The organism is Cellulomonas sp. T2.31MG-18, from assembly GCF_964266755.1.
In the GTDB taxonomy this organism is placed as follows: domain Bacteria; phylum Actinomycetota; class Actinomycetes; order Actinomycetales; family Cellulomonadaceae; genus Cellulomonas.
On record NZ_CAXWGW010000001.1, the window covers coordinates 1,498,325 to 1,522,214 of the forward strand.

Here is a 23,890-nt window from a genome sequence, read left to right on the forward strand (position 1 = left end):
CGGCGTCTCGCCCCTCCGCGAGCCGCACCCCGCACCGAGGAAAGGGATGAGCCAGATGAGACTCACCAGGCGCACCGCGTGGGGCCTGACCGTCGCCGCGACCGCCGCAGCGCTCGCGCTGACCGGCTGCAGCAGCAGCGGCTCGGCCGCCGCACCGGCAGCCTCCGCGTCCGGGACGGGCGGCTCCGGCGCGCTCACCCCGGTCAAGCTGCAGCTGCAGTGGTTCACGCAGGCCCAGTTCGCCGGCTACTACGCGGCGCTGAAGCAGGGCTACTACAAGGACGAGGGTCTCGACGTGCAGATCGTCGAGGGCGGCACCGACATCGTGCCGCAGACCCAGCTGGCCAACGGGTCGGTGGACTACGCGCTGGCGTGGGTGCCCAAGGCACTCGCCTCCCGTGAGCAGGGTGCCGGGATCACCGACGTGGCGCAGATCTTCCAGCGCTCCGGCACGCTGCAGGTCTCGTTCAAGGACAAGGACATCACCACCGCAGCGGCCCTCAAGGGCAAGAAGGTGGGCAACTGGGGCTTCGGCAACGAGTTCGAGCTGTTCGCCGGCATGACCAAGGCCGGCCTCGACCCGGCGAAGGACGTCACGCTGGTGCAGCAGCAGTTCGACATGAACGCCTTCCTCGCCGGTGACATCGACGCGGCCCAGGCGATGGTCTACAACGAGTACGCCCAGCTGCTCGAGGCGAAGAACCCGGCCACCGGCAAGCAGTACACGGCCGACGACTTCAACGTCGTCGACTGGAACACCGAGGGCACCGCGATGCTGCAGGACGCGATCTGGGCCAACACCGACAAGCTCAAGTCGGACAAGGCGTACCAGGACACGACCGTGAAGTTCATCAAGGCCAGCATCAAGGGCTGGGCGTACGTCCGGGACAACCCGGAGGCCGCGCGGGACATCGTCGTGGCCGCGGGCTCCAAGCTCGGCCAGAGCCACCAGCTGTGGCAGACCAACGAGGTGAACAAGCTGATCTGGCCGGCGCCGGACGGCGCCGGGATGATCGACCAGAAGGCCTGGGACCAGACCGTCGCCATCGCGCTGGGCACCAAGAACGACCAGGGCGCGACCGTCATCACCAAGAAGCCGGACGCCGACGCGTACACCAACGACTACGTCACCAAGGCGCTCGACGAGCTCAAGGCCGAGGGGGTCGACGTGACCGGCTCGAGCTTCAAGCCGATCACCGTCACCCTCGCCGAGGGCGGCAACTAGTCCGACGGGCGGTGGGGGCGGCCCGGAACCGTCCGAGGTCCGCCCCCACCGCCCGCAGCACCCTGCGCAACCGATCGTCACCACCGACCAGCACCGCCACGAGGAGCCTCGCTCATGCCACACGCAGCCCCGGCCGTCCCGACCGCCGCGGCCCCGACCGGACCGGAGCTCGACGCCCTCGCGGCGAGCCTGGACCGCGCGCACCTGTTCCACTCCTGGTCGGCGCAGGCGCACCTGACGCCGTTCGTGCTGGCGGGCGGTGCGGGCTGCGAGCTGTGGGACCACTCCGGCCACCGCTACCTCGACTTCTCCAGCCAGCTGGTCAACGTCAACATCGGCTACCAGCACCCCAAGGTCGTCGCCGCGATCCACGAGCAGGCGGACCTGCTGACGACCATCGCGCCGGCCACCGCGAACCTGACCCGTGGCCGCGCGGCGGCCAAGATCGTCGAGCACGCGCCGGCCGGGTTCTCCAAGGTCTTCTTCACCAACGCCGGTGCCGACGCCAACGAGAACGCGATCCGGATGGCCCGGCTGCACACCGGACGCGACAAGGTGGTCAGCGGCTACCGCTCGTACCACGGCAACACCGGCGCCGCGGTGAACGCGACGGGCGACTGGCGCCGGATGCCCAACGAGTACGCGCGCGGTCACGTGCACGTGTTCACCCCCTACCTGTACCGCACGGAGTTCTGGGCGATGACCCCGGAGCAGGAGTGCGAACGTGCCCTGCAGCACCTCGAGCGGGTGATCCAGTGCGAGGGTCCGGAGACGGTCGCCGCGATCCTGCTCGAGTCCGTCCCGGGCACTGCGGGCGTCCTGGTGCCGCCGCCCGGCTACCTGGCCGGGGTCCGGGCGATCGCCGACCGGTACGGCATCGTGCTGATCCTCGACGAGGTGATGGCCGGCTTCGGCCGCACCGGCTCGTGGTTCGCGTTCGAGCAGCACGACGTGGTGCCGGACCTGATCACCTTCGCCAAGGGCGTGAACTCCGGTTACGTGCCGGCCGGCGGGGTGCTGATCAGCGACCCGGTCGCCGCGACGTTCGACGAGCGCGTGTTCCCCGGCGGCCTGACGTACTCCGGCCACCCGCTGGCGATGGCGGCGATCGAGGCGACCGTCACCGCCATGGAGGACGAGGGTGTGGTGCCCAACGCCGCGGCGATCGGCACGGACGTGCTGGCGCCGGGCCTCGCGGAGCTGGCGGCCGGCCAGCCGCTGGTGGGCGAGGTACGCGGCACCGGGGTGTTCTGGGCGGTCGAGCTGGTGGCCGACCGGGACAGCAGGAGGCCCGTGAGCCCTGCGACGATGGGCGCCGTGAAACGCGCCCTTCTCGACCGCGGCCTGCTGCCCTTCGTCTCCGACAACCGCATCCACGTGGTGCCGCCGTGCGTGATCAGCTCCGAGGACGCCCGGCGCGGCCTGGCGATCATTGACGACGCGCTGACCGCCGTGACCGCCGGGGGCGCGGCATGAGCGCGCGTCGGGTCCTCGTCACCGGCGCCTCGTCCGGCATCGGCGCCGCCACGGTCCGGCGGCTGCGCGCCGACGGCTGGGACGTCGTCGCCACGGCCCGCCGCGCCGACCGTCTCGCGGCGCTCGCTGAGGAGACCGGCGCCGAGGCGTACCCGGCCGACGTGACCAGCGACGACGACGTCGCCGCGCTCGTCTCGCACCTGGCCGCCACCGGCGGGCTCGACGCGGTGGTGAACAATGCCGGCGGCGCCCTGGGGCTGGAGCCCGTCGAGCACGCCGACCTGGACCAGTGGCGCACCATGTACGAGCTCAACGTGCTCGGCACCCTGCGCGTCACCAAGGCCGTGCTGCCCCTGCTGCGAGAGCGCGGAGCCGGTGACGTGGTGGTCGTGACGTCCACCGCGGCGCACGGCGCCTACCCGGGCGGAGCCGGCTACACGGGGGTCAAGGCCGCCGAGCAGCTGCTCACCACCACCCTGCGCTGGGAGATCGTCGGCGAGCCGCTGCGCGTCATCGAGATCGCGCCCGGCGCGGTCGCCACCGAGGAGTTCTCCCTGGTCCGGTTCGGCGGCGACGCCGAGCGGGCGGCGAAGGTGTACGAGGGCTACCAGCCGCTGGTGGCCGAGGACATCGCCGACGCGATCGCGTGGACGCTGAGCCGTCCGTCGCACGTCAACGTCGACCTGCTCGTCGTCCGTCCGCGGGCGCAGGCCAACAACACCACCACGGCTCGCACGGGCGTCTGACGCCGGACGGGAACGGCCCCGCAGCATCGGTCGCTGCGGGGCCGTTCCCGCGTCCCGGCCGGGGCCGGCTCCCGACGGCTCAGAACACCTGGCGCAGGTTCGCGCGGCCCAGGTCCAGCAGCTCGTCGCCACGGCCGGAGAGCAGCGTCCGCAGGGCGTACAGCGCGAAGCCCTTGGCCTGGTCGAGCTTGATCGACGGCGGGATGGTCAGCTCCTGGCGCTCGGTGACCACGTCGACGAACGCCGGTCCGTCGTACGCGAACGCCTCCTCCAGCGCCGTGCGCAGGTCCGCCGACCGCTCCACCCGGAACGCCTTGAGACCCGCCGCCGCGGCGATCCCGGCCAGGTTCGGGTTCTCCAGCCCGGTCGCGTTGGTGACGAACCCGGCGGCCTTCATCTCCAGCTCGACGAAGTTCAGCGACGAGTTGTTGAACACGACGATCTTCACCGGCAGCTTGTTCTGGGTGAACGTCAGCAGCTCGCCGAGCAGCATCGCGACCCCGCCGTCGCCGGACATCGCCACCACCTGCCGTCCCGGGAACGCCGCCTGCGCGCCGACGGCCTGCGGCAGCGCGTTCGCCATCGACCCGTGGATGAACGAGCCGATCACCTTCCGGTCGCCGTTCATGGTCAGGTAGCGGGCGGCCCAGATGACGGGGGAGCCGACGTCGGGGATGAACACGGCGTCCTTCGACGCGACCTCGTCGATCACCTTGGCGACGTACTGCGGGTGCAGCGGCTGGTCGCCCTTGCGGGGGGTGGCCAGGTCGTCGAGCTTGGTGCGCGTGGTGCGGTAGTGCGCGAGGGAGTCGTCCAGGTGCGAGCGGTCCGTCTTCTTGGCCAGCAGGGGCAGCAGCGCGGTGACCGTCTCCTTGACGTCGCCGACCATGCCGAGCGCCAGGGGCGTGCGGCGGCCCAGGTTCTCACCGCGGATGTCCACCTGGATCACGGTGGCCTTCTCGGGCAGGAACGGCCGGTACGGGAAGTCGGTGCCGAGCATCAGCAGGGTGTCGCACGCCTCGAGCGCGCGGTAGCCGGAGGCGAAGCCGAGCAGGCCGGTCATGCCGACGTCGAACGGGTTGTCGTGCTCGACGAACTGCTTGGAGCGCAGGGTGTGCACGATCGGCGCGGCCAGGCGGTCGGCCAGCGCCGCGACCTCGTCGTGCGCGCCCTCGACCCCTGCACCCGCGAGGATCGTCACCTTGCGGCCGGCACCGAGCAGCTGGGCGGCCTGCTCCAGCTCGGCGGTGGACGGCAGGATCCGCGGCCGGGTGGCACGCACCGGCGTCACGCGCGTGTCCTCGGCCTCGGCGAGGGCGACGTCGCCCGGGATGACGACGACGGCGACGCCCTTCTTCTCCAGCGCCGTCTGCATCGCGGTGCGCAGGATGCGCGGCATCTGCGACGGCGACGAGGCGTACTCCGAGTACACCGAGCACTCGCGGAACAGCTCCTGCGGGTGCGTCTCCTGGAAGTAGCCGCTGCCGATCTCCGAGGTCGGGATGTGCGCCGCGATCGCCAGCACCGGCGCGCCCGAGCGCTGCGCGTCGAACAGGCCGTTGATCAGGTGCAGGTTGCCGGGCCCGGCGCTGCCGACGCACACCGCCAGCTCGCCGGTCAGGGCCGCCTCGGCACCGGCCGCGAAGGCCGCGGCCTCCTCGTGCCGCACGTGCACCCAGTCGATCCCCGAGCCCCGCAGGGCGTCGGTGAAGCCGTTGAGCGAGTCGCCGGGGATGCCGTAGACGCGCTTGACCCCGGCGGCGACGAGCGTGTCGACCATGTTCTTGGCGACGGTGACCATGTGGACCTTCTTCGTGGTGGGCCTGTGGTGGCGGGTGGTGCGGGTGGGGGACCAGACGGTGGGGGATCAGGGGGTGGCGACGCTCGGCCAGACCAGCGCGCACACCTGCTCGGCGAGGTCGTCGCCCAGCTCCGTGTGCCCCCAGATCAGCCGGTAGTAGGCCGGTGCGAACAAGGTGTCCGTCACCAGTCCGGTGTCGGTGCCCGGGCGGACGACGCCCGTGGCGATGCCGCGCTCGAGGTGGTGGATCGCGGCCAGCCGGCGCGGTTCGAGCCAGTGCTCGAGCATCGCGGCGGCCACGTCGCGCTCGGTGATGGACGCCGCCATCAGCTGCCGCAGCAGCATCCCGGCGGAGGTGTCGCGCAGCAGGTGCACCAGCGCGTCCACCTGCGCGGTGAGCGCCTCGCGCACCGGCAGGTCGTCGTCGAACTCGATGCTCTCGTGGAAGTGCTCGAGCAGCCCTTCGAGGAGCACGGTGGCGGCCGACGGCCACCACTTGTAGAGGGTGGTCCGGGAGACGCCGGCGCGCGCGGCGATGGCGTCCATGGTCGGGATCGACCCCCCGGCGAGGGCGAGCTCGGCGGCGGCCTCGAGGATCGCGGTGCGCCGCCGCTCGGAGCGTGGCCGGCCCGGTCGGGCGGTGTCGGTATTACTGGACACGTTGTTCACTATATCGCTGCCGAGGACGAACGTCCCGAGGTGTGACGCAGATCGCTCGGATGGGTCGGAGGACCCGCGCGGGCGGGTCGGGGTGGTGGCTACGTTCCCAGCAGGGGACCGGCACGACGCCCCGCGCGCAGGTGCGGACCGGGCGCATCGGGGCCGGAGAAGCCGGACGGCACAGAAGGCGGCGGTGGATGCCAGGGCGCGGTGGTGCGACCCAGGACGCGCTCGCGGCGTCCATCACCCGGGCGGCGAGCCTGCAGTCGTACCTCACGGTGCGCCGGCTGGCCGACCGCGACTTCCGAGGCGACGGCTTCGCGCTGTACGCCTATTTCCGCTGGCTCGACGACCAGGTGGACGAGCACCTCCCCGACGACCGGCGGCGGCTGGCCTTCGTCGCCCAGCAGCGTGCCCTGCTGGAGGCCGCGCTCGACGGACGACCGTGCAGCGTGCTGCGGCCGCAGGAGGCGCTGCTGCTCGGGCTCGTCGACCGCGACCGCGCCCGCCGGCCCCTGCGTCCGGCCGCGCCCTCGCCGGACGGCGAGGGGCTGCCGCTGTGCCTGCGGTCGATGCTCGACGTGATGCAGGTCGACGCCGGTCGACGGGGACGAGCGGTCGACGTGGCGACGCTCGACGCGTACACGCAGAGCCTGTCCGTCGCGGTGACGGAGGCCTTGCACCACTGCATCGGCCACGGTGCGGGCGCGCCGCACGGTGCCGACCGGTACGTCGCGGTGCGCGGCGCCCACGTCGCGCACATGCTGCGCGACCTGGTCGAGGACGTCGAGGCGGGCTACCTCAACCTCCCGGCCGAGCTGGTGCGGAGCGGTGCCCACCCCCTGGAGTGGGTGCACGAGCCGGACGTGCGCGCGTGGGTGCAGGACCGCGTGGCGCTCGCCCGGTCCTGCTTCGCGGCGGGCCGCCGGTCGTTCGCCGCGGTGGAGAGCCGACGGTGCCGGCTGGCCGGTCACGCGTACGTCGCCCGGTTCGAGTGGGTGCTGGACGCGATCGAGCACGACGGCTACCGGCTGCGAGCGTCCTACCCCGAGCGGGCGACGTGGCGCGGCGGTGTGCGGATCGCGGTGGGGACCGCGCGGTCGGCGCTCACCATGTCGCCAGCGGCCGCCCGTGGCGCGCGGCAGGAGGTCGGCGCATGAGCACACGGGCGGTCGTGGTCGGCGCAGGCGTCGGCGGCCTGTCCGCGGCGATCCACCTCGCCCGGCAGGGTCTCGACGTGACCGTCGTCGAGAAGAACGGGGCGCCCGGCGGCCGGCTCGGGCAGTTCACGCGGGAGGGTCATCGGTTCTCGACGGGCCCGACCCTGCTGATCATGCCGCTGCTCTACCGGAGCGAGCTGGCGCACCTGGGCGCCGACCTCGACCGTGACCTGGCCCCCGTCCGGGTCGACCCGACGTACGACATGGTGTTCGACGACGGCACGCGGCTCGCCATGACGTCCGACCTGGAGGCGATGCGCCGCCAGCTCGAGGCGATCGAGCCCGGCTCGTTCGGCGGCCTGCTGCGCTACCTCGAGGAGGGGCGCCGGCACTACGACCTGTCGATGCCGGGCCTGGTCGAGCGCGACTTCCGCCGGGCCGTGGACTTCGTCAACCCCCGCAGCCTGGCCCTCGCGCTGCGGGTCCACGCCCTGGTGCCGCACTACCGCCACATGGCCCGGTTCTTCACCTCGCCACAGCTCAAGGCGGCGTTCACGTGCCAGGACGTGTACATGGGACTGAGCCCGTTCAGTGCGCCGTCGACGTTCTCCCTGACGCCGCACAGCGAGCTCGCGCACGGCGTCTGGTACCCGACCGGCGGGATGTACCGGATCGTCGAGGTGCTCGCGGCGCTCGCGGACGAGGCGGGCGTGCGGTTCCGGTACGACGAGCCGGTGCGGCGCATCGAGGTCGAGGGCGGCCGGGTGACCGGGGTCCGGCTGCACGACGACGGCGTGCTGCCGGCCGACGTCGTCGTCGCCAACGCCGACCTGCCCTACGTCTACCGCGCTCTGCTGCCGGACCCCGCGCCGGCGGCGCGGCTGGCTCGCAAGACGTTCTCCGGGTCGACGATCAGCTTCTACTGGGGGCTGGACCGCCGGTACCCGCAGCTGCGGCCGCACACCCTGTTCCTCGGTGACCGCTACCGCGAGAACTTCGACAGCATCGACCGCAACGAGCCCCTGCCGGACGACCCCAGCGTGTACGTGCACGCCCCCGCCTCGGTGGACCCGACGGCTGCGCCGCCCGGCGGTGAGACCCTCGTCGCCGTGGTGCCGTCGGGACACCTGACCTACGACGGCACCGACCCGGACCGCCGGGAGCGGGAGCGTGAGCTGTGGGCCGGTGAGCTGGCCAGGGCCCGCTCCGCCGTGCTGCGGCGGCTGGCCCAGGTCGGAATCGACGACCTCGACGCGCACGTGACCGTCGAGGCGACCGCGACGCCGCTGACCTGGCAGGCGCACCACAACCTCGCCTGGGGCGCGACGCACGGGCTGGCGCACACGCTGCCGCAGCTGGCCTACCTGCGACCGCACAACCGGCACGAGCGCTACCGCAACCTCTACTTCGCGGGCGCCAGCACCCACCCGGGCACCGGTGTGCCGACCGCGCTCGTGTCCGGCCGGCTGGCCGCGGAACGGCTGCTCGACGACCTCGGCGTCGACCGTCCGCGAGCCGCGCAGCGGTGACCGGCCTCCGGGTGCCGGTCACCGTTGCCCGGACCGGTGCGACGATGCCGACGTGCCTGCGTCACGATCGTCCACCACGGCGTCGCCGGACCCGTGCGTCGCGCGGGTGCCCGTGTTCGCGGGCCTCTCGCGGGAGCAGCAGGCGGAGGTCGCCCGGCACGTGCGTCCCGTCTCGGTCGAGGCCGGCCAGGCGGTGGTGCGCGCGGGGGAGCGGTCCCCGCGGCTGCTCGTCGTCCACGAGGGCCGGGTCGCCGTGTCCCGCACCAGCGCGAGCGGGCACCGCACGATCCTGCGGGTGCTGGGGCCCGGCGACGTCTCGGGCGAGGCGGCGTTCCTGACCGGCGCACCCGCCGAGGAGGACGCCACCGCCGTCGAGCCGTCCCGGCTGTGCACGCTGGAGCACGCCGAGCTGGCGCGCCTGCTCGCGCGCATGCCCGACATCGGTGTGGGGATGCTGCGCGCCGTCGCGGCCAAGCTGACCTCCGCGGAGCGCATGCTCGCGGCGCTCACGTCCGCCGACGTCGGGACCCGGGTGGCCGCGTACCTGCTCGACGCACCCAGCACCTGGGACGGCGGACGCGCCACGGTCCACCTGCCGCTGCCCAAGAACCAGGTCGCCGCGTACCTGGGCACCACGCCGGAGACGCTCAGCCGTCGGTTGCGGGCCCTGGAGCGGGACGGGCTGATCGAGGTGCTCCCCGGGCGCGACGTCGCGATCCTCGATCCCGCCGCGCTGGACCGGCGCGCGACGTCCTGACCAGGTGGGGCTTGACCTGCGTCAAGGCGGGCCGTCCGCGACCTTCGTACCGTCGCCTCACCGACGACGAAGGAGCGGACGATGACCCCCCAGAGGACCCTCACCCGGACGATCGCACGCGGCATGCGGGCAGCGGCGCGGCTCGTCGTGCGACCGGCGAGCGCGCACTGCGACACCGAGGACGGCCCGGTGGTGAAGGCCGGCCGACGTGCGCTGATCAGCGGTGACGTCAACCACGCGCTGGCGTGGGTGCACGCTGCCGACGAGGACGAGGTGCGGACGGCGTTCGCCGCCGTGGCCGCAGGCCTGGGTCCCGAGCGGGTCGGGGCCGACCGGCGCTTCCTCGAGACGCTGGTGCGCCTGCACCGTGCGGGGGAGGGCGCGGGCTTCGACGGCATCAAGCCGTCCGGGACCCCTCAGCCACCCGCCGTGACGGCCGCCGACCGGGCGCTCGAGACCGGCTCGCTCGTCCCGTTGCACGGTCTGGTCCATGCCGATCGCTGGCAGGGCGTCGTGGAGCGGTTCGCCGCCGCGAGCGCGCTGAAGGACCACGACAACGGCGACCTGCCGGCGGCACGAGCCGCGGTCGCGGCCTACGTCGACTACGTGCACTACGCCGCGGGCCACGGCGATGCCCACCACGACGATGCCCACCACGACGTGCACGCCGTGGGCGCCACGGGCGGCCACCGGTCGCACCCGAATCTCGGCGCGCTGCCGTCGCAGCGCGCGAGCTGATGCCCTGGCTCACCGTCGTGCGGTCCGGCTCGATGGAACCGGCGCTCCGCGACGGTTCCCTGTGGCTGACCCGGTCGTTCGGGCGGCGAGCCGTCCGGCGCGGCGACGTGGTGGTGGCGGACTCCGCGGAGCTCGGTCGCCGCATCGTCAAGCGGGTGGTCGGCCTGCCGGGGGAGCGCCTGGTGCTGGTGGACGGCCGGATCACGGTCAACGGGCGGTGGCTGGAGGAGCCGTACGCGAGCCCTTCGGTGTTCCGCGGCACGTTCCGCGTCCCGCCGGACCACTACCTGCTGCTCGGCGACAACCGCGACGCCTCCGACGACGCCCGGTCGTGGCAGCAGCCGTACCTGCCCCGTGAGGCGCTGGTCGGCCGGCTCGTCGGTCGCCGCCTGCCGGCCGGCACCTGATCCGGGACCGGCGCCGTTTGCCGTCACCAGGTGCCGGGTGACGGCAACCGGCGCCGTCCTGTCAGAGGTGCTGCTCGGCGTACCTGTGCAGCGCGTCGCGCACCAGCTCGGCGCCGTCCTGCCCGCCGTAGTGCGCCGCGAACCGCGGGTCGGCGACGTACATGTCGGCCAGCCCCTCGATGTAGGCGCGCACGGGGGTGCCGCCGTGACCCGGGGTCCCCGGCACGTCCGCCAGCCACGCCACGTGCCGGGCGGCCAGCTGCTGCGCCTCCTCGGAGCCCGGCTCGACGCCCCGATCCGCCGCCGCGCGCCAGTCCGCCTGCAGGGCCGCCTGCCGGGCCTGCCAGGCGGCCCGCCCCTCCTCGCCGAGCCCCCGCCACCAGCGGTCGGACTCCTCGTAGGCGGCCACGCCCCAGCGCTGCTCCACCTCCTCGCGGTAGACCGTGTGGTCGAACCCGTCGAACATCTGCTCGCTCATCAGTTCCTCTCCTGCCTCTCGTGCCGTGACGGTCCGTTCGACGGAGGCGATCTGCCGCGCGAGGCGCTCCTGCTCCGCGCGCAGCACGGCGAGGTGGCGACGCAGCGCCGCCACGTCGTCGACCTCACGCTCGAGCACCCGGCGCACCTCGGTCAGCCCGAGCCCCAGCTCCCGCAGCAGGAGGATCCGCTGGAGCCGCAGCAGCGCCGCGGCGTCGTAGAACCGCATGCCGTTGGAGCCGACCCGCGACGGGCGCAGCAGGCCCACGTGGTCGTAGTGGCGCAGCGCCCGGCTGGTCGTGCCGGTCAGCCGTGCCACCTCCTGGATGGAGGAGTCCATCGGTGCACCTCTCGCGGTGTAAGGCCTGGTCAGGCCGCCTGTCGTCGAACCTGCTCGACGGTAGGCGTTGACGCCGCGTCAATGTCAAGCCCCGTTGGGTGGCGACACGCAACGGCCAGGTTGGGACCTCGTGCCCTGGCGCCCAGGCCTCGCGCGGTTCGATGGTCGAGTAGCGGGCCGGTGCCCGTCGGTGGCGTCCGGCCTCGCAGGGAGCTGCACCATGTGCCGGCTGCGCAGGGGCTGGGTCTGTCTGACTTTCCTCCTCGTTCTGGGGGTCGGTGCCTGCTCGGGAGCATCCCCCGGCGCGCCGACCCCGTCACCGTCCGGCGTGCCTGGTTCGTCATCGGCGCCGCCCACCGTCGAGGCGCCGTCGTCGTCGGCCCCGTCCTCGACGCCGTCGACCCCGCTGCCGTCGGGGGCGCCCCTGACGAGCGCCTCGGCGCAGGGCGACCTCGCCCCCTTCGTCGACGCAGCGCGTGACCTCGACAGGCGGCTGCATGCCGCAGCGGCCCTGATCAACACGGGTATCCACGCGGACGCCGTCGTGGTCGACCGGTCGACGGCCGCGGCGGTGCAGGGACTCGACCTCGGTGCCGTCGGGTCGGCCATCCCGGGCGGCCTACCTCGCGAGCTGATGCGGCGGGTGCTGACCACCTACAGCGACCTCGCCTCCCGCACGCTGGCGATGAGCCCCTTCCGTTTCGCGGACAGGACGTACACGCGCATCCCGCCTGAGGGGACGACGGCCCGGGCGGAGGGCGAGGACATGGTGCTGTGCCTCGGCAACGGCACCGTCGCAGCGCAACGCTTCGATGCGGACCTCGCGGGCGTGGTGACCGCCGCGGGATCGACACCACCACTGCCGACGGTGAACCCGGCCTCGCTCGCGCGGGCCGAGGTCGACGTGCGGCTGATGGAGATCGTCTTGCGTAACCGTGGCTGCGGCTCCTGCGGCGGATTCGTGCAGACCGAGGTGTCGACCATCGTCTGGGACCAGGCGCCGGCGTCCGCCACGACGCGGACCGGCGCGATCCTCCCGGAGGCGTCCGCCGGGTCCGGCGTCGGCGCCGGCCTTCCGTTCACGGCCGTCTACACGCCCGGTACCGGCTGGAGGATCGACATCCTCGCCTGCTGACGTCTGCGCCCGCGATCTTCGGAACCGAGCTGCGGGTCGGAGACCCCGCTCGACCTGCGGGGGGACCAGCCACCTGCAGTCGTCACCCGTTGCGCACGGCTCGACGCGCGGTCGTCGGGCGCCACCCCTACCGTGCAGGCATGAAGGCCACGGTGTCCCGCCGCAGGCGGCTGCTGCGTGCCGTGGGGCTCTCGCTGGCGTTCAGCATCCCCGCCGCCGTGCTCGCCTTCGTGGTCCGGGTGGGCGTGCCGGACGTGGTGCGGCTGGACGACGCCGCCATCCGCGCGGCGACACCGCTCGCCCAGACGGACGCGACCCTGCGGTCGGTGCTGCTCGCCGGGCAGGCGGCGTTCCAGCCCCCGTGGGTGAACCTCGTCGTCGCCCTGGTCTGCGTGTGGGCGTGGCGGCGTCGGAGCCTCGGCACGCGGGCGTTGTGGGCGATCGTCACGGTGCTGCTCGGCTGGGGGCTGGCCAACGGGGTCAAGGCCCTGGTGGGTCGCGCACGGCCCGTCGTCGAGCACGCCGTGGACCACGCCCCGGGGTACAGCTTCCCCTCCGGTCACGCCACCAACACGACCGTCGCGGCGATCGTCCTGCTGGTGCTGCTCTGGCCGCAGCTGCGTCGCCGAGGACGTGCGACCGGCGTGGTGCTCGCCGTGGCGGCGGTGCTGCTGATCGGCGTGGACCGGGTGATGCTCGGCGCCCACTTCCCGTCCGACGTGCTGGGCGGCTACCTGCTCGGGGCCGCCGTCGCCGCAGGCTCGGCGCTCGGCTACCTCGGCCGTGGTCCCGCTGCGCCCGACGAACCCTCGGTCGACCACCCCTCCACCGCCCCACCGTCCCCCGAGGAGCCCTGATGAGCGCCCTGACCCGGTACGACGCCGACCGGTCCGCGCCGACCGTCCGGGAGGCCGCCCGCGACGCGCTGGTCCGTGCCGCGCTGCCGGCCGTCCTGCTGTTCGGCGTGGTGCTCGGCCTGGGTCTGGTGCTGACCGGACCGCTGCACGGCGTGCCGTCGGAGCGCGCCCTGAGCCAGGCGCTCGCCGACGGCCGGACGCCGCTGATGAACACGCTGACGCGCTACGGCTCGCTCACGGGCAGCACGGGCGTCATCGCCGTCTGCACGCTGCTCGCCGTCCTGCTGCTGTGGTGGGCGACGCGCCAGTGGTGGTCCGCCGTCGTGCCCGCGATCGCGGTCCTGCTCGAGCTCGCCGTGTTCCTGAGCACGTCGCTCATCGTCGGGCGGCCGCGCCCCGACGTCCCGCACCTCGACCAGGCACCGCCGACGTCGAGCTATCCCAGCGGGCACACCGGCGCGTCGACGGCCCTGTGGTTCAGCCTCGCGCTGCTCGCGCAGCGGATTCGCAGCACCCGGGTCCGGGTGCTGGTGACCGTGCTCTGTGCGCTGGTGCCGTTCGCGGTGGCGTACTCGCGGATCTACCGCGGCATGCACAGCGCCACCGACGTCGCGGCCGGGTTCCTCAACGGTGCCGTCTGCGCGGCCCTCGCGTACGGGTACCTGCGCCGGGACACCGGGAGGGCGGCGCCGGTCGACGACGCTCGCGACCGCACCGGGCACGGCCGGTTCACCCCGGAGCTGACGCCCGCACCGGGCTCGCCGACGCCGACCTCGCCCACGTCGGCGTTCACGCCGGCGTCCAGGCCGGTGCCCCTGCGGACCGGGCGGCATGCAGCCGCGCCCACGTCGGCACCTCCCGCGTCCGCAGCGCCGGTGGCAGCCTCAGACGCGGGCGTACCGCGCGCGGGCGAAGGAGTAGATGCCGTACGCCGCCAGGCCCACCGCCACGAGGATCAGCAGCACCCGTCCCAGGGGTAGCGCCAGCAGGCTGCGCAGCGCGCCGTCCAGGCCCTTGGCCTTGGTCGGGTCCGCCGTGAGCGCGGCCGAGACGAACAGGCCGCCCACCAGGGCGAGCGCGATGCCCTTGGCCACGTACCCGATGCGGCCGGCGAGCACGACGCCACCGTTGGGGTGCTCGCGCAGGTCGGTGAGGAACTTCTTCTTCCAGCCCTTGACGACGTGGTAGACGCCGACGACGACCACCAGCACGCCGATCGCGCCGACCAGCAGCCGGCCGGCGGGGTAGGTCATCAGGCGGGCGGCCGTGCCCGAGGACTGCTGGTTGCCGGACGCCCCGGAACCGCGCAGCACGCTGAACGTGGTCCAGGCGAGCGCCAGGTACACCACGGCCTTGGCGGCCGGCTTGATCCGCTGCTTGCCGTACCGGCCGATCGCCTCGGCCACCTGCCAGACGCCGAGCAGGATGAACCCGGCCAGCAGCACCCACAGCAGCGCCTTGCCGATGCCGGTGCTGGCGAGGGCTGCGAGCGCGCCGTTCTGGTCCGCCGTGGCCGCGTGGCCCAGGGCGAGCTGCAGGGCGAGCCAGCCCAGCAGCAGGTGCAGCACCCCGCTTGCCGCGTAGCCCAGGCGGGCGCCGTTCTCGAGCACGGGGTGGTTGCCGGCCCGGACGGCCGACGCGCGCACGGTGTGGTCCATGGATCGCAGGATCGCACCGGCTGTGCGCACCCGCGCGCCGAGGGCGCAGGGCCTCCGCCGGTGCGCAACCTGGTGGCAACGCGGCGCCCCTACCCTGTGCCGATGACGATCGGTCGCCCGACCCAGGCAGACGAGTCCGGTGCCGAGCTGGCGGACGCCCGCGAGGTGCTCGGCTGGGAGCTGTTCGGCACCGCGGTCCGCGAGCTGGCCCAGGCGGTGGTCGACTCCGGTTTCCGGCCGGACGTCGTGGTGGCGGTGGCGCGCGGCGGGCTGCCGCCGGGTGGCGCCCTCGCCTACGCGCTGGGCACCAAGGCGGTCGGCACGCTGAACGTCGAGTTCTACACGGGGGTCGACGAGCGGCTGGCGCAGCCGGCCGTGCTCCCTCCGCTGCTGGACACGTCGGCGCTGCACGGCCTGCGGGCCCTCGTCGTGGACGACGTGGCCGACACGGGGGAGACGCTGGCGCTGGTGCAGCGGCTGGTGGCCGAGCACTGCGACGAGGCGCGCACCGCGGTGCTGTACGCCAAGCCTCGATCGGTCGTCGACCCGGACTACGTGTGGCGGCGCACCGACCGGTGGATCACCTTCCCGTGGTCGGCGCAGCCTCCGGTCGCACCTTCTGCGGGCTGAGCGGCAGCCGGCCCGCCACCGCGGGCACAAGCTCGGCGGGGCGGTGCAGCACGGCCACGGCCCCGGCTCCCAGCAGCTCGCCCGGAACGGCGTAGCCCCACGCCACCCCCAGCGTGTCGATGCCGTGCGCGCGGGCGCCGATGACGTCGTGCTCCCGGTCGCCCACCATCAGCGTGGTGGCCGGGTCGTAGCCGTCGGGCCCGAGCGAGGCGAGCGCCTCGGCGATCACGGTGGCCTTCGACGACGGCAGGTCGTCCGGCGGAGCCCCGAACACCCCGTCCAGCAGCTCCGCGAGACCGAAGTGCTCGACGATCGGCCGGGCGAACACCGTCGGCTTCGACGTGGCGACGACCAGCCGGGCACCGGCGGCGCGCAGCCCGCGCAGCGCCTCCGGCACGCCCTCGAACACCGCGTTGTCGTACATGCCGCCGGCCCGGAAGTACCGCCGGTACGCGGCGATCGCCTCGGCGACGCGCTCGGGCGGCACCCCGTGCGCCAGGAACGACCCGGCGATCGGCGGCCCGACGAAGGTGCGCAGCGTCGCGGCGTCGGGGGTCGGCAGCTCGAGGTCGGCGTAGGCCGCCTGCGCCGACGCCACGATCCCGGGGGCCGAGTCCGTCAGGGTGCCGTCGAGGTCGAGCAGGACGAGCGGTGCGGGCCTCATCCCACGATTGTCTCAGCGGCCCTGAGGTGCCCGACGGCCCGGGCCGGCCGCGCCAGCAGGTCGCGCGCCTCACCCGCGCAGGCTCGTCATACACTCGGGGCACAGGCGTCGACCCGGCCATCACCGGCGAGCCTCCGGAAGAACAGGTCCGCAGCAGCACCGCGGCCCCCAGTAGAACCGGACGGGGCAGGCCCGTCACAGCCGCAGGCGAGCGGCCGGACCCCTCGGGGCCCGGCAAACGAGGTGGTACCGCGGTGCCGTCCGGCCGGTCCGGACGTCGTCGTCCTCGTGACCAGGAGTCGTCCGCACCCGCCCGGGTGCGTGCAACCAGGAGAGTCTCGCCGTGGCGTATCCGCTGCACCGTCCCGCGCCGTCCGCGCCGTCGTCCCAGTCCGAGCCCCAGGGCGTGCCGGCCTCCCCGGACCTGCCCGCGCTCGAGCAGGACGTGCTCGCCTACTGGAAGGCCGACGGCACGTTCGTCGCCTCGGTCGACGCGCGTGAGGCCGGTCCCGACGGCAGCAACGAGTTCGTCTTCTACGACGGCCCGCCGTTCGCCAACGGCCTGCCGCACTACGGCCACCTGCTGACGGGCTACGTCAAGGACGTCGTGCCGCGCTACCAGACGATGCGCGGTCACCGCGTGGAGCGCCGGTTCGGCTGGGACACCCACGGCCTGCCTGCGGAGCTGGAGGCCGAGCGGATCCTCGGCATCACGGACAAGTCGCAGATCGAGGAGATGGGCATCGCGGCGTTCAACGCCGCCTGCCGCGAGTCGGTGCTGACGTACACCCACGAGTGGGAGGACTACGTCACCCGCCAGGCCCGCTGGGTGGACTTCGAGCACGACTACAAGACGCTCGACCCGACGTTCATGGAGTCGGTGATCTGGGCGTTCAAGCAGCTGTACGACAAGGGGCTGGCGTACTCCGGCTACCGGGTGCTGCCGTACTGCTGGCGCGACCAGACGCCGCTGTCCAACCACGAGCTCGGCATGGACGCGGACGTCTACCGGGAGCGTCAGGACCAGACCGTCACCGTCACGTTCCCCCTGGTCGGGGAGCGGTCGGAGGCTCTCGGCCTGGCCGGGGTGCGGGCGGTCGCGTGGACGACGACGCCGTGGACGCTTCCCACGAACGAGGCGCTGGCGGTCGGCGCCGACATCACGTACGTCGTCGTCCCGGCCGGTCCCGCGGGGACCTCCGCCGGCACCGGTCCCTTCCTCCTGGCGCGCGACCTGCTGCCGGGCTACGCCAAGGACCTCGGCTACGCGGCCCCCGACGACGCGGTGGCCGCGGTGACCCGCGAGGTCCCCGGCGCCGAGCTGGCCGGCCTGCGCTACGAGCGGTTGTTCGACTACTTCGCCGACACCGAGAAGCACGGCACGCAGGACGCCTGGCAGGTGCTGGTCGGCGACTTCGTCACCACCGAGGACGGCACCGGCATCGTGCACCTGGCACCCGCCTACGGCGAGGTCGACCAGGGTGCCTGCGACGCCGCAGGCATCCCCACGCTGCTGTCCGTGGACGACGCCGGCAAGTTCACCGCCGTGGTGCCCGACTTCGAGGGCCAGCAGGTGTTCGAGGCGAACATGCCGATCATCCGGCGCCTGCGCGAGGACGGCCGGCTGCTGCGCCAGGCGTCCTACGTGCACTCCTACCCGCACTGCTGGCGCTGCCGGAACCCGTTGATCTACAAGGCCGTCTCCTCCTGGTTCGTCAGGGTGACCCAGTTCCGTGACCGGATGATCGAGCTGAACCAGCAGATCGCGTGGACGCCGGAGCACATCCGCGACGGCCAGTTCGGCAAGTGGCTCGAGGGCGCCCGCGACTGGTCGGTGTCCCGCAACCGGTACTGGGGCACGCCGATCCCGGTGTGGGTGTCCGACGACCCGGCGCACCCGCGCGTCGACGTCTACGGCTCGTTCGCCGAGCTGGAGGCCGACTTCGGCCGGCTGCCGCGCAACGAGGCCGGTGAGCCGGACCTGCACCGGCCGTTCATCGACGAGCTGACGCGGCCCAACCCGGACGACCCGACCGGGCAGAGCACCATGCGCCGCATCCCGGACGTGCTGGACGTGTGGTTCGACTCCGGGTCCATGCCGTACGCGCAGGTGCACTACCCGTTCGAGAACGCCGACTGGTTCGAGCACCACTTCCCGGGCGACTTCATCGTCGAGTACGTCGGCCAGACGCGCGGCTGGTTCTACCTGCTGCACGTCCTGGCCACGGCGTTGTTCGACCGGCCGGCGTTCACCTCGGTGATCTGCCACGGCATCGTGCTGGGCGACGACGGCCGCAAGGCGTCCAAGTCGCTGCGCAACTTCCCGGACCCGATGCAGATGTTCGACACCTACGGCTCCGACGCCGTGCGGTGGTCGCTGATGAGCTCGCCGGTGCTGCGCGGCGGCAACCTCGTGGTGGCGGAGGAGAACATCCGCGAGGCGGTGCGCCAGGTGGTGCTGCCGCTGTGGAGCACGTACTACTTCTTCAGCCTGTACGCCGGTGCGGCCGACGGGGGGCGGGGCTACCTCGCCCGGGCCGTGGACGACGAGCGGGTCGCCGGCCTGCCGGTGATGGACCGCTACCTGCTGGCGCGCACCGGCGAGCTGGTCGCCCAGGTCACCGCGGCGCTCGACTCCTACGAGATCGCCGCGGCCTGCGCCCTGGTGCGCGAGCACCTCGACGTGCTGACCAACTGGTACGTCCGCACGCAGCGCGACCGGTTCTGGGCGGAGGACCACGACGCGTTCGACACCCTGTGGACCGCGCTCGAGGTGCTCACCCGCGTGATGGCGCCGCTCGCGCCCCTGGTGACCGAGGAGGTGTGGCGGGGCCTGACCGGGCAGCGGTCGGTGCACCTGACCGACTGGCCGACGCACGTGCCGGGCGGGCACGGTGCCGACGAGAACCTGGCGGCCGTGGTCGACCAGGTCCGCTCCGCGGTGTCGACGGCGCTGGGCCTGCGCAAGGCGCACCAGCTGCGCGTGCGGCAGCCGCTGCGGTCGCTCACGGTCGCGGTGGCCGACCCGGCGGCGGCTGAGCCGTACACCGACCTCGTGGCGGCCGAGCTGAACGTCAAGCGTGTCGAGCTGGTGGCCGACGACGAGGACGCGGCCGGCCGGTTCGGGATCACGCAGCGCCTCGCGGTGAACGCCCGTGCCGCCGGCCCGCGTCTGGGCAAGGGCGTGCAGACCGCCATCCGCGCCGCCAAGGCCGGCTCGTGGCGCGCGACCGAGGACGGTGTGGTGGTGACGCTCGAGGACGGCACCGACGTGCCGCTGCTCCCCGCCGAGTACGACCTGACGACGGTGGTCGACGGAGCGGCCGGTGCTGACGTCGCGGCGGCGGTGCTGCCGGGCGGCGCGGGGTTCGTCGTGCTCGACCTCGCGCTCGACGACGCGCTGCTCGCCGAGGGGTACGCCCGGGACGTGGTCCGCGCGGTGCAGGACGCCCGCAAGGCGGCCGGCCTGCGGGTCAGCGACCGGATCGACCTGCGCCTGCACGTGCCGGCCGACCAGGTCCCGGCCGTCGAGGCGCACCGCGAGTTCGTCGCCCGCGAGACGCTGGCGACCTCGTTCGAGGTGCGACCGGGCGACGAGCTCGCCGTCCAGGTCAGCCGGGTGGAGGCATGAGCCGCCGCGGCTCGTCGGGCGCCGACCACCGCCGCGACCAGCAGGCCGAGGCCGCCCGCCACGAGGCCGATCGGATCTACGCCGAGATCGTCGCCCGAGCACCGGAGCACGAGATCGACCCGACGCTCGACCGGGTCCGGCAGGTGTGCGAGCTGCTCGGCGACCCGCAGGACGCCTACCGGGTGGTGCACCTGACCGGCACCAACGGCAAGACGTCCACCGCGCGCATGGTCGAGCGGCTGCTGCGCGAGCACGGGCTGCGCACCGGCCGGTTCACCAGCCCCCACCTGACCCGGGTGAACGAGCGCATCGCGATCGACGGCGAGCCGATCAGCGACGAGCAGTTCGTCGCGGTGTGGAACGACGTGGCGCCGTACGTCGAGCTGGTCGACCAGCGGTCGACGGAGGCCGGCGGCCCGCGGCTGTCGTTCTTCGAGGTGTTCACCGTGATGGCGTTCGCCGCGTTCGCCGACGCGCCGGTGGACGTCGCGGTCGTCGAGGTCGGCATGGGCGGCCTCTGGGACTCCACCAACGTCGTCCGCTCGCAGGTGCAGGTGATCACGCCGGTGGCGATGGACCACGAGCGCTACCTCGGCCACACCCTGGCCGAGATCGCCGCCCAGAAGGCGGGGATCATCAAGGACGGCGGCACGGTGGTGGTCTCCGCGCAGTCCGAGTCGGCCGAGGCGGTGATCGAGGCGGCTGCCGCCGAGCACGGCGCCCGGCTGGTGCGCGACGACCAGGAGATCGCGGTCCTGGAGCGTCAGGTGGCCGTCGGCGGGCAGCTGCTGACGCTGCGCGGCATCGGCGGCATCTACCAGGACGTGTTCCTCCCGCTGCACGGTGAGCACCAGGCCCACAACGCCCTGCTCGCGCTCGCGGCCACCGAGGCCCTGCTGACCGGCGGGGGTGCGCTGGGCGGCGACGTCGTCGGCGCCGCGTTCGCCGACGTCAGCTCCCCGGGCCGCCTCGAGGTGGTCCGCAGCAGCCCGACGGTGCTCGTGGACGGTGCGCACAACCCGGCGGGGATGGAGGCGATGGTCGCCGCGCTGGACGAGGCGTTCGCCTTCGAGCGGCTGGTCGGCGTCCTCGGGGTGATGGCCGACAAGGACCCGGAGGCGATGCTCGGCCTGCTGGAGCCGGTGCTGGCGGAGGTCGTCGTCACGCACGCCGGCTCACCGCGGGCGATGGACGTGCAGGACCTGGCCGATCTCGCCTACGACGTGTTCGGCGAGGACCGCGTGCACGTCGTCGAGCGGCTGGACGAGGCGATCGCGCTCGCGGTGGAGCGCGCCGAGAGCGAGGTCGAGCGCGGCGCGGGCGTCCTGGTCACCGGTTCGCTGCTGCTGGTCGCGGAGGCGCGTGTGCTGCTGGGTCGTTCCTGACCTCGTGCACGAACGTGCAGCGGCAGCGCACTTGCGTCCGGTGCAACCCCCGGCGAGGGTGAGCCTCACGGGACGACGGCGTCCCGGTCGCCGTGTCCCGGGCCGGCCGACGCCGATCGGCGCCACCCTCGGGACGCCGCACAGCTGCCCACCCGAGGAAGGCAGGTCGCCGGAGTGAAGAAGCTCATCAACGATCCCGAGCACGTCGTCAACGAGTCCGTCGAGGGGTTCGGTCTGGCCCACGCCGATGTCGTCGCCGTGCACACCGACCCGATCTTCGTCACCCGCGCCGGTGGTGCGGTGCAGGGCAAGGTCGGCCTGGTCAGCGGCGGCGGTAGCGGCCACGAGCCCCTGCACGCCGGCTTCGTCGGCCTCGGCATGCTCGATGCCGCCGTCCCCGGCGCCGTCTTCACGTCTCCTACCCCGGACCAGGTCGCCCCGGCCATCCAGGCCGCGGACGGCGGTGCCGGTGTGCTGGCGATCGTGAAGAACTACACGGGCGACGTGCTCAACTTCGAGACGGCCGCCGAGCTGGCCGACGCCGAGGGCGTCACGGTGCGCTCGGTGGTGGTCAACGACGACGTCGCCGTCGAGGACTCGCTCTACACCGCCGGCCGTCGCGGCGTCGCCGGCACGGTCTGCGTGGAGAAGATCGCGGGTGCCGCCGCCGAGCGCGGTGACGACCTCGACGCCGTGGTGGCCGTGGCGGAGAAGGTGATCGCGAACGTCCGCTCGATGGGCGTCGCCCTGACGGCCTGCACCGTCCCGCACGCCGGCAAGCCGAGCTTCGACCTGCCCGAGGACGAGATCGAGATCGGCATCGGCATCCACGGCGAGCCGGGCCGCCGCCGCATCCCGCTGGCCTCCGCCGACGAGATCACGGAGATGCTGCTCACACCGGTCGCCGACGACCTCAAGCTCGCCTCCGGCGAGAAGGTGCTGCTGTTCGTCAACGGCATGGGCGGCACCCCGCAGTCGGAGCTGTTCATCGTCTACCGGCGGGCGCGGGCGCTGCTCGAGGGCCGGGGGGTCGAGGTGGTCCGGTCGCTGGTCGGCAACTACGTCACCTCGCTCGAGATGCAGGGCGCCTCCGTGACGGTGCTGCGTCTCGACGACGAGCTCACGGCCCTCTGGGACGCTCCGGTGCACACCGCCGCGCTGCGCTGGTGAGGAGCGCCTGGTAGGACGGTCGCCGGGGGCATCGGCGACGGTGAGCGGGTCGGACGAGCCAGGGAGCGCGGGATGAGTCTGGACGTGGCGTGGGCGGTCGAGTGGGTGCGCCTCTCGGCGAAGGTGGTCAAGGAGCACCGCGAGGAGCTGATCGAGCTCGACCGGCAGATCGGCGACGGTGACCACGGCGAGAACATGAACCGCGGGTTCACCGCCGTCGTCGCCAAGCTCGATGCCCTCGAGGCGGCGCCGGAGCAGGTCGGTGACGTGCTCAAGCTGGTCGCCACCACCCTGATGTCCACGGTCGGCGGTGCCGCCGGCCCGCTGTACGGCACCGCCTACCTGCGTGCGGCGAAGGCGGCCGCGGTGGCCGAGCTCGACTCGGCTGCCGCGGTTGCCGTCCTGGAGGCGGCGCTGGAGGGCATCGTCGCCCGCGGCAAGGCCCACACGGGCGAGAAGACGATGGTCGACGCGTGGACGCCCGCGGTCGAGGCGGCGGAGTCGGTGGCGGACAACGGCGGGTCGCCCGCCGCGGTGCTGGCGGCGGCGGCCGACGCCGCGGCCACGGGAGCGCAGGCCACCATCCCGCTCCTGGCCACCAAGGGGCGTGCGTCGTACCTCGGCGAGCGGTCCATCGGCCACCTGGACCCCGGCGCCCGGTCGACCGAGCTGCTGCTGCGCGCGGCGGCGGACGCGGCCGGCGCATGACCGTCCAGGTGGCGTTGGTGCTGGTCTCGCACTCGCGCCTGATCGCCGAAGGGCTGGCCGAGCTCGCGGGGCAGATGGCACCGGACGTGACGCTGCTCCCGGCCGGCGGCATGCCCGACGGCGGCCTCGGCACCAGCTACGACGCCATCGAGGCCGCGCTGGAGCAGGCGACCGCCGACGGCCGCTCTGCCGTGGTCCTTACGGACCTCGGGTCCGCCGTGATGACCGCGCAGTCCGTCCTGGAGATGCTCGACGAGCCGGTCGCGGAGCGTGTCCTGCTGGCCGACGCACCGCTCGTCGAGGGTGCGGTGGCCGCTGCGGTGGCTGCCCAGGGCGGGGCAGGGGTCCAGGGGGTGCTCGCGGCGGCCGAGGGCGCCGTCGCCACGTTCGCGGACGTCCTGCACCCGCACCCCGGGCACACCGCGCTCGAGCAGTCGTCCACCACGGAGCTGTCCACGGAGCCCGGCGCCGTCCGCACCACCGTCACGGTGACCAACAGGTTGGGGCTGCACGCGCGGCCCGCGGCGATCGTCGCCCGGACGGTCGCAGGCTTCGACGCGCACGTGCGGCTGGGCGGGGTGGACGCGGCGAGCGTGCTCCAGCTGATGGCGCTGGGCGTGGCCAACGGCACGGACCTGATCCTCGAGGGCAGCGGGGAGCAGGCCCAGCAGGCGGTGGACGCGGTGGTCGCGCTGTTCGAGGACAAGTTCGGCGAGGACTGAGCGCCGGTAGCCTG

At 73.4% G+C, this 23,890-nt stretch carries 22 protein-coding genes; 17 read left to right on the forward strand and 5 right to left on the reverse strand.

Annotated elements, in window-relative coordinates; all coding sequences use genetic code 11:
• Nucleotides 1–55 precede the first annotated feature (55 nt).
• From ACFQTY_RS06955 to ACFQTY_RS06965, 3 genes are all read left to right on the forward strand, one after another.
• A complete protein-coding gene (locus ACFQTY_RS06955) occupies nt 56–1,225 on the forward strand; it encodes an ABC transporter substrate-binding protein (RefSeq protein ID WP_378098765.1) in 1,170 nt (389 codons plus the stop codon).
• Between the two features lie 114 nt (nt 1,226–1,339).
• Nucleotides 1,340–2,701 carry an aspartate aminotransferase family protein gene (locus ACFQTY_RS06960; RefSeq protein WP_378098767.1) on the forward strand — a complete coding sequence of 454 codons (1,362 nt, stop codon included), beginning with the start codon at nt 1,340–1,342 and terminating at the stop codon, nt 2,699–2,701.
• Nucleotides 2,698–3,447: an SDR family NAD(P)-dependent oxidoreductase gene (locus tag ACFQTY_RS06965; RefSeq protein WP_378098769.1), complete on the forward strand. Its 750-nt coding sequence runs from the start codon at nt 2,698–2,700 to the stop codon at nt 3,445–3,447. The genes ACFQTY_RS06960 and ACFQTY_RS06965 overlap by 4 nt, the downstream gene beginning before the upstream one ends.
• 79 nt (nt 3,448–3,526) lie before the next feature.
• On the opposite strand, the gene poxB is transcribed toward ACFQTY_RS06965, so the two are convergent.
• Together poxB and ACFQTY_RS06975 are read right to left on the reverse strand one after the other, a co-directional pair.
• The gene (gene poxB / locus ACFQTY_RS06970; RefSeq protein WP_378098771.1) at nt 3,527–5,248 is read right to left on the reverse strand and encodes a ubiquinone-dependent pyruvate dehydrogenase; all 1,722 of its coding nucleotides are present in this window, start codon (nt 5,246–5,248) and stop codon (nt 3,527–3,529) included.
• Between the two features lie 66 nt (nt 5,249–5,314).
• Nucleotides 5,315–5,908 (reverse strand): TetR/AcrR family transcriptional regulator, encoded by a 594-nt coding sequence (locus tag ACFQTY_RS06975; protein ID WP_291758808.1) that lies wholly within the window; start codon nt 5,906–5,908, stop codon nt 5,315–5,317.
• A gap of 197 nt (nt 5,909–6,105) precedes the next feature.
• Between ACFQTY_RS06975 and ACFQTY_RS06980 the strand changes: the two genes are divergently transcribed.
• The 5 genes from ACFQTY_RS06980 to lepB all read left to right on the forward strand — a co-directional run bounded on the left by ACFQTY_RS06980 (nt 6,106) and on the right by lepB (nt 10,499).
• Nucleotides 6,106–7,068, forward strand: a complete 963-nt coding sequence (locus ACFQTY_RS06980) for a squalene/phytoene synthase family protein (protein ID WP_291758805.1) — start codon at nt 6,106–6,108, stop codon at nt 7,066–7,068.
• Nucleotides 7,065–8,597, forward strand: coding sequence for a phytoene desaturase family protein (locus ACFQTY_RS06985; RefSeq protein ID WP_378098774.1), 1,533 nt, complete (start codon nt 7,065–7,067; stop codon nt 8,595–8,597). Before ACFQTY_RS06980 ends, ACFQTY_RS06985 begins: the two co-directional genes overlap by 4 nt.
• A gap of 52 nt (nt 8,598–8,649) precedes the next feature.
• Complete coding sequence (locus ACFQTY_RS06990; RefSeq protein WP_291758798.1) at nt 8,650–9,354, forward strand: Crp/Fnr family transcriptional regulator; 705 nt, start codon at nt 8,650–8,652, stop codon at nt 9,352–9,354.
• Nucleotides 9,355–9,435: 81 nt separating this feature from the next.
• Complete coding sequence (locus ACFQTY_RS06995) at nt 9,436–10,092, forward strand: DUF6448 family protein (RefSeq protein WP_378098777.1); 657 nt, start codon at nt 9,436–9,438, stop codon at nt 10,090–10,092.
• Nucleotides 10,092–10,499 carry a signal peptidase I gene (lepB, locus tag ACFQTY_RS07000; protein WP_378098779.1) on the forward strand — a complete coding sequence of 136 codons (408 nt, stop codon included), beginning with the start codon at nt 10,092–10,094 and terminating at the stop codon, nt 10,497–10,499. The genes ACFQTY_RS06995 and lepB overlap by 1 nt, the downstream gene beginning before the upstream one ends.
• A 61-nt stretch (nt 10,500–10,560) precedes the next feature.
• On the opposite strand, the gene ACFQTY_RS07005 is transcribed toward lepB, so the two are convergent.
• A complete protein-coding gene (locus tag ACFQTY_RS07005) occupies nt 10,561–11,316 on the reverse strand; it encodes a TipAS antibiotic-recognition domain-containing protein (protein WP_378098781.1) in 756 nt (251 codons plus the stop codon).
• 328 nt (nt 11,317–11,644) lie between these two features.
• Between ACFQTY_RS07005 and ACFQTY_RS07010 the strand changes: the two genes are divergently transcribed.
• The 3 genes from ACFQTY_RS07010 to ACFQTY_RS07020 all read left to right on the forward strand — a co-directional run bounded on the left by ACFQTY_RS07010 (nt 11,645) and on the right by ACFQTY_RS07020 (nt 14,288).
• A complete protein-coding gene (locus ACFQTY_RS07010; RefSeq protein WP_378098783.1) occupies nt 11,645–12,451 on the forward strand; it encodes a hypothetical protein in 807 nt (268 codons plus the stop codon).
• Between the two features lie 140 nt (nt 12,452–12,591).
• On the forward strand, nt 12,592–13,308 hold the full coding sequence (locus ACFQTY_RS07015; RefSeq protein ID WP_378098785.1) for a phosphatase PAP2 family protein: 717 nt from the start codon (nt 12,592–12,594) through the stop codon (nt 13,306–13,308).
• Nucleotides 13,308–14,288, forward strand: coding sequence for a phosphatase PAP2 family protein (locus ACFQTY_RS07020; protein WP_378098787.1), 981 nt, complete (start codon nt 13,308–13,310; stop codon nt 14,286–14,288). Before ACFQTY_RS07015 ends, ACFQTY_RS07020 begins: the two co-directional genes overlap by 1 nt.
• Here ACFQTY_RS07020 and ACFQTY_RS07025 read toward each other — a convergent pair.
• Nucleotides 14,193–14,966, reverse strand: coding sequence for a DUF1206 domain-containing protein (locus tag ACFQTY_RS07025; RefSeq protein WP_291758779.1), 774 nt, complete (start codon nt 14,964–14,966; stop codon nt 14,193–14,195). The genes ACFQTY_RS07020 and ACFQTY_RS07025 overlap by 96 nt on opposite strands.
• A gap of 102 nt (nt 14,967–15,068) precedes the next feature.
• On the opposite strand from ACFQTY_RS07025, the gene ACFQTY_RS07030 reads away from it, so the two are divergent.
• Entirely contained in the window at nt 15,069–15,596 is a 528-nt protein-coding gene (locus ACFQTY_RS07030) for a phosphoribosyltransferase (RefSeq protein ID WP_378098790.1), read from the forward strand.
• Here the strand turns inward: ACFQTY_RS07030 and ACFQTY_RS07035 are convergent.
• Complete coding sequence (locus ACFQTY_RS07035) at nt 15,547–16,260, reverse strand: HAD hydrolase-like protein (RefSeq protein WP_378098792.1); 714 nt, start codon at nt 16,258–16,260, stop codon at nt 15,547–15,549. The two genes, ACFQTY_RS07030 and ACFQTY_RS07035, sit on opposite strands and share 50 nt — an antisense overlap.
• 343 nt (nt 16,261–16,603) lie before the next feature.
• Here ACFQTY_RS07035 and ileS point away from each other — a divergent pair, with 343 nt between their 5' ends.
• From ileS to dhaM, 5 genes are all read left to right on the forward strand, one after another.
• Nucleotides 16,604–19,891, forward strand: a complete 3,288-nt coding sequence (gene ileS / locus ACFQTY_RS07040) for an isoleucine--tRNA ligase (RefSeq protein WP_378098794.1) — start codon at nt 16,604–16,606, stop codon at nt 19,889–19,891.
• On the forward strand, nt 19,888–21,276 hold the full coding sequence (locus ACFQTY_RS07045; RefSeq protein ID WP_378098796.1) for a bifunctional folylpolyglutamate synthase/dihydrofolate synthase: 1,389 nt from the start codon (nt 19,888–19,890) through the stop codon (nt 21,274–21,276). The genes ileS and ACFQTY_RS07045 overlap by 4 nt, the downstream gene beginning before the upstream one ends.
• A 174-nt stretch (nt 21,277–21,450) precedes the next feature.
• Nucleotides 21,451–22,446: a dihydroxyacetone kinase subunit DhaK gene (dhaK, locus tag ACFQTY_RS07050; protein ID WP_291758768.1), complete on the forward strand. Its 996-nt coding sequence runs from the start codon at nt 21,451–21,453 to the stop codon at nt 22,444–22,446.
• A gap of 72 nt (nt 22,447–22,518) precedes the next feature.
• On the forward strand, nt 22,519–23,154 hold the full coding sequence (gene dhaL / locus ACFQTY_RS07055) for a dihydroxyacetone kinase subunit DhaL (RefSeq protein WP_291758763.1): 636 nt from the start codon (nt 22,519–22,521) through the stop codon (nt 23,152–23,154).
• Nucleotides 23,151–23,876, forward strand: coding sequence for a dihydroxyacetone kinase phosphoryl donor subunit DhaM (dhaM, locus tag ACFQTY_RS07060; RefSeq protein WP_378098799.1), 726 nt, complete (start codon nt 23,151–23,153; stop codon nt 23,874–23,876). The genes dhaL and dhaM overlap by 4 nt, the downstream gene beginning before the upstream one ends.
• The last annotated feature ends 14 nt before the right edge of the window (nt 23,877–23,890 follow it).